The 5,776-nt window shown below is 34.0% G+C and carries 6 protein-coding genes; all 6 read right to left on the bottom strand.

The window, feature by feature from the left end:
• Positions 1-77: 77 nt before the first annotated feature.
• A complete protein-coding gene (locus tag H9631_RS21820) occupies positions 78-2,030 on the bottom strand; it encodes an ABC transporter permease (RefSeq protein ID WP_191816512.1) in 1,953 nt (650 codons plus the stop codon).
• Between the two features lie 794 nt (positions 2,031-2,824).
• Entirely contained in the window at positions 2,825-3,010 is a 186-nt protein-coding gene (locus H9631_RS21810; protein ID WP_191816510.1) for a TnsD family Tn7-like transposition protein, read from the bottom strand.
• Complete coding sequence (locus tag H9631_RS21805; protein WP_191816508.1) at positions 2,971-3,255, bottom strand: hypothetical protein; 285 nt, start codon at positions 3,253-3,255, stop codon at positions 2,971-2,973. Before H9631_RS21805 ends, H9631_RS21810 begins: the two co-directional genes overlap by 40 nt.
• Positions 3,256-3,799: 544 nt before the next feature.
• Positions 3,800-4,417, bottom strand: a complete 618-nt coding sequence (locus tag H9631_RS22495; RefSeq protein WP_225221214.1) for a restriction endonuclease — start codon at positions 4,415-4,417, stop codon at positions 3,800-3,802.
• 211 nt (positions 4,418-4,628) lie between these two features.
• Positions 4,629-4,757: a hypothetical protein gene (locus H9631_RS22740; protein WP_318246853.1), complete on the bottom strand. Its 129-nt coding sequence runs from the start codon at positions 4,755-4,757 to the stop codon at positions 4,629-4,631.
• 235 nt (positions 4,758-4,992) lie between these two features.
• Complete coding sequence (locus H9631_RS21790; protein WP_225221213.1) at positions 4,993-5,529, bottom strand: hypothetical protein; 537 nt, start codon at positions 5,527-5,529, stop codon at positions 4,993-4,995.
• Positions 5,530-5,776: the final 247 nt, after the last annotated feature.

Genomic DNA, 5,776 nt, shown 5'->3' with positions numbered 1-5,776 from the left:
GGGGTCAATTCGACGTGATTTGACACCCCGCATCATACCAAGAGGGCTTTTTCTGTTCAAGTCCCCGAAAATCCTTCCTAACAGGAATGCTCCTTTAACAAATTCAACACTTGCTCCCAGGTCCACCAGTCATCCATCTCTTCATACCATTTCTTTAAAAAATGTTGCTTTTGCTCAAAGGTTAATGGTAGAAAGTATTGATGTATTAGTTCGACAGACTTATCTTCCGTTCTTAATATCAGTGGTTCAAGTTCCCACTCATTTTTTTCACGAATAAATCTGCTTGACATATATACCCATTCCCTAAACAGCATATACGGTCCTTTATTTTGTACCGAGAGCTGAAGTATTTGCTCTTGAAAATCTTTTAGAGTGTCATATGAATCTACTGCATCTCCATATCCAGTGTTGTAAACAAGGTGATCTTTTGTCATTAAGGAAGACAGACCGTATCTGGAAAAAACAATACTTGTAGGTAATGATTCAACTGTCGTCGGTGCAAGCTGCTGTACTTCATGAAAAGTCGTCTCTAATTGTGCCAAAACTTTGGGAGCTCTTTCCTTCATTTTAGGCCAATCTGCAGGATATGTTATGTAATAGTCTCTATATGCGATCTTATTCCCTTGTCCTTTAATAAGGGTTATTGCTTGGGAATCACCGCTGTATACTTCACCCTGTCTTGGCAGATTGCAAAAAAGTCCCTCTTTGACTTTGACCGTAAACGAATAGCTCTCATCAGGCAAAAATTGTTCGGTTAATTCGATGCGGCCAGTTTGTTCATTTATTTTATACATGTGGGTAGCCCTCTTTTTTGGATACCAAGCTTTGTCTGCAAGCAGTAGTGTTCTGCCATTTGTATACGGAACAAAGGCTGTATCAACTATTTCATAGCGAAAAGTGAGTGAGGAAATATTCCTTGGCAAGGTTACCTTAACAATGTCTCCCACGCGTTTATAGCTGACCGTTTCGTCATCTGCTTTAATCCATTTCAATGGATACGCATGGTAAAATTGAAAGGTGGGTTCCAATGTATCTAAGTGGGAAAATACCATATGCACGGTTGCCTGCTTTTCATCCAATTCGATTGAATATGATTTAATCTCATAACGCAAGTCAGCTTTAACTTTACTTATTCCTTCATAATAATTCGTTTCCGCTATATGGTCCCCTCTGCTAAAAAACTTTGTGCTTAGTTCAACTGTGCCATAGGCTGTGACTACAGAAAAGAGTAACATCCCTAAAATAACTTTGATTACACGACTTCGTTCCCTGGTGATAAGGGTCCAACGCAGTGACAAAATTAGAAGAGCTGCCGAAAAGATAAGAAACCATGTAATTAATTTCAACTCATTTCCCCAATGTAGATCAAAACCAATATAGGATTCATACACATGCATGACCGTATTCATACCAATGAAAAGCAAAGATCGCCAATCATTTGCAAGAACAGTACTAAAAAAGCCAGGAAATAACTCCGTATTCATGCCCCCGCTCGCAATCCATATAAACAAGATAGCAAAAAAGCTGCTTTTTCTATTACCCAAAAGCATGGCTACAATTACACCAAAAAGCATACTTAACAAAAAGGGGGCAAACATATATATATTTAAAAATCGAACCAAAGACAAATAAAAGCCCGGATTCTCTATACCCACTATCAAATAAACAACTGCATATACCCCATATGTAACAGTTAACATGGACATTTGAAACACAGTATGGGCCGCAAACATCGCACTTATTTTCTCCAGCATAATACGATATCCGTCTACAAAAAAGGACTGTATGCCATAAAGCAGCTCCTTTGAAAAGGTTCGATAATAAAAGACAATATAAAAGAGCGACACCATTTGTACAAGTATTGATAATTCACTTGGCTGCTGCCCATAATCTTCCATATCGAACGGGTCTAAAAAAAATAGAACTATCCTGCTAATAAGCATTAGGAAGAATAAGACACTTGCCCCAACGTATAGCTTACTTTTCACCATCTTTTTAATATAAAACTTGAAAAGGAATTTCCAGCGCAATGTTTGTTCACTCATTTCCATAAAAACTACAAGAGATATAATACTTAATAACTCAGATTTTGCTCAATATGTCTAAATAAACGTAGCTTTTCCTTATTTTGAAAATTTCTTAAAAAGAAGAATGATATCCCCTTTTCGTGGAATTGGAAGGGTAGCTGAAAAAAGGTAATATTAGTAAAAACGAAGATGTCTTCCAATTATGGTATCCTTCCATTCATCTATCCTCAAATACAAGAGTCAAGTTAACAATAAAACAAATAGAATTTTATAATACAAACTTATTATTACGGTTTAATTCTTACTCAATTAATGTTTGCCCTTATGCACTTAAAAATGAAATAGGGAGTGCAAAACAATTTTGCACATCCCTAACTTTACTTATTATTCATACCTACCATTTTGTTGGTACTGATATTGTTATGTTGCCCCTAGATCCAACTGTTTGCCCGGTGATCTGGCCGTAATAAGCACTATTCTTAGCTTGGGTAAAAAATCTCGTATCTCTTCCGTTAGGGGATAACCATCAGCCATTCTTTATCATGCCGATATAAGAAAATGTATTGTTTCTTACATTTCTCACGTAACGCAGTACGAGATAATTGTGGAAACTCTTGAATAATCTCCACAATGTCTTGTTTATACTTTGCCACTAGCCCTTAACTGGGTTCTGACGTTTCTTTACTCACTTCGACACAATTCGATAAATACCTTTTTGCCGTTTTAGAATCTACACCTAGTACTCTAGCAATTGCCCTAATACTTAAATCACTTTTAGCTAGTTGCTTTAATTTCCCTTACCATACATGTCCGAATTGCTTTACTTTACCAACACGAAAACGGTCTTCTAGTGATTTATCAGGTCTCTTTCTAGCATAAATAAAGCCGCAAGTGCATTTAAAAGTTCCAATTGGAGCATTTGTTTTAAAATCCCCTGTTACTTCTACAGATGGTATAACTGCATATAACCTACAATAGTACAACAGTCTCTCCTCTCTGCAACTACTCCTAATCTCGCATAAAGCCCTTCCCCATCGTTAGCAACATCCTGAATGATCTCTTGCTGTCGATTTCTTGAAGGGAACATCGCATAATAAGGATAGATCGTATGATTAGCTAAAAGGTTTTCGATAGAGTAATGGGGACCAAGCTGTTCCTCCAATATAGAAAAATGACTACCAATCTCCACACTCGGTATCACAGAACGACTATCAAATAACTCTTTCAATGTATCTTTATAATCCCACTATAAAAATGATAACGTGCAATAGCGGAATACAATAGCTCATCAGGATATGGGTTTGTGAAGAAAGTTAGCATTTATTTCCCTCCACTTAAATTTATTTATTGATATACATCACCTGCTCTATATTTAAATGTGATAAACTTTTCTGCACTTCTCATATAAAAAATCATGCTGCCAAGAAACTGTTCTTTAGCATTTAATGCATTTACTAAAGCATTAGAATTATTAGGACTATTGAAAATATACTGTTTTATTAATTCTGGTAAATAAAACTTAAATGTTAGGTCATTGGCTCTATGATTATGTAAACATATTTCCCACAATTCTGGCTCATCACCATACCATTGGATTCTAACTTCAAATGTTGATTCTCTAAAGTCTTCGATAAAACTTCTGAATCTTTCATAGGACGATGGCTTTATCAAAATTGAAAATGGTGAATTAATGGAAGCTAAATATAAATCTCCATATTCATTTATTTTACTAAATAAAGGCTCTAAAATGTCCTCTAAATACCATCGATTTCCTACATGCTTTCATTAATTATCCTATTATCAAATAATTTATAACGAATATACTCCCTTACTTCATTTAAAGAAATTCTGTCCACTGATAGTACAAGCCTTAACTCTTGAGCAATTGCATCAATTGTTCTTAATAAATCACAATATTCACGTCCTCGCAAATCAATCAGTGTAATTTTATATGCAATAGCTAGTTTAATAGCATTTTCTGAAAAGCCACTAGTTGAAAAAATAGCATACTGATAATTAAAGCGTTGTATTAGTAATTCATCTCCATTTAAATCTATTGTTTGATAATTTGCATTTAAGTCTGTAAGAATACCAATTCCTGAACGTACAACATCAATGCCTGTTTTATTACGTCTAAACTTGGCTTCTACAAATAGTCTTACTGGATAATTAAACGGAATTGAAATAGGAAATTGACCTAAAACATCAGCTTGATGCGTACCTCCTCGCGCTTTTATGTTCAATCCATTCCCTTGTGATATAAACTCCGGGTATCTGTCCCTGTAATTTAGCACATCTTTATTAATTAAAGTATATCCACTATTCTCTAATAACTTTGATAATGCTTCCTCTAATAAAAATCCTTTAAGTGCTGAAATTGAAATTACCATTTTCTATTCTCCAATATATTGGGTTAACTAGTTAGTTAGTTCAATTATTGATTGCTTTATATATCCCTACTTCAATAATAATTCATAAGGATGCTTCTTTTGTATCAACGTCTGATTTCTCAAATCTAATATTGAAGATAATGAATCAAATATACCTATAGCTTTAACGTACGTCCTAAATGAAGGTGCTACTGTCCTTTACTAACAGTTACTAAGAATCTGTTGTCATGACAACTGGCTCTCCTGTTTTCGTATCTGTCGGATGTTTTAGACCCAGCTTATCTGCCATGACAATCGTTTCTTTAATAGGTAATAATGGATATTGTTCTCGTATGCGCACTAAAAAAGCCAAATATTCCAACAAATAAAAGTAGTTTCGTTACAAGTATGAAAGAAATTCGAATTGACGAAGGATTTTAATACCTTTCAACGTGTAGCACGGCCTAACGAAGGAACATCTTGAATTGTTATCCACGGCTTATAATCAATCCCTAATCCTTGCCACGACCATCTTTCAGCTTCTTATAAGTAGATAGTAAACGTTTGCGTTTGGACATATTAATTCTCCTTTACTTTTAGACATTTACTCTATCTAAAATTGTGGTAAAATTCCCACCGGATAAGCTAGATACTTTATATTTTTCAATATCACCTGGCTCTAATTTAGGAGCTACGTATAAATCACAAAAATAATTATGATATCTAGCAACCCAACTATATTTCACCATTATTTTTGAATTATTTAAGTTTTTATTAATAGCTGTTTTAATTTGATCCTTATGAGCTGTAATTGTTTCAAAATAACTTTTAAAATCCCCACTTTCTTGAAGATTATCTTCAATACATAGCAAGTAATTAATGAAACAAGTATTATCCTCTTTATCACATAATATTTCACTAATCTGAGGCGCACCTTCGCCACCATAAAAATCTTCTATATGTCCTAAAATTAATTTAATCATTTTTTCACTTAAAATAATTCTAGGATAATTTGCCTTATTATTTTCAAGTTCATATGCTTCTACTAAAGCTGGACCATAAGCAAATGTTTCATCACCGTAATAATCGTTTAAAGAAATTCCACCACGAATGAAATAACCTTTTAAAATCATGTTTAATTGAAAATACATAAAGGATAATATTAAACTACCATATTGCCCTTCTCCATCCTCATGTTTTGGATAAGCTAATATAATATTATCAGTGAAAGTCTTAATAGAGCCATAAGGGTTTAATTCTCTTAATTCCTTATAACAATAGCTTAAATGTGAATGTAAATCTTTTAACTCAACTTTCGCACCAACAAAATAAGTACTAATCGTTGGCTAGACTGAATCTTGAGCCTATCAATTATGTTGC

It is taken from the genome of Bacillus norwichensis (assembly GCF_014836955.1).
Lineage (GTDB): Bacteria > Bacillota > Bacilli > Bacillales > Bacillaceae_C > Siminovitchia > Siminovitchia norwichensis.
This window is presented reverse-complemented; position numbering and strand designations above follow the sequence as displayed.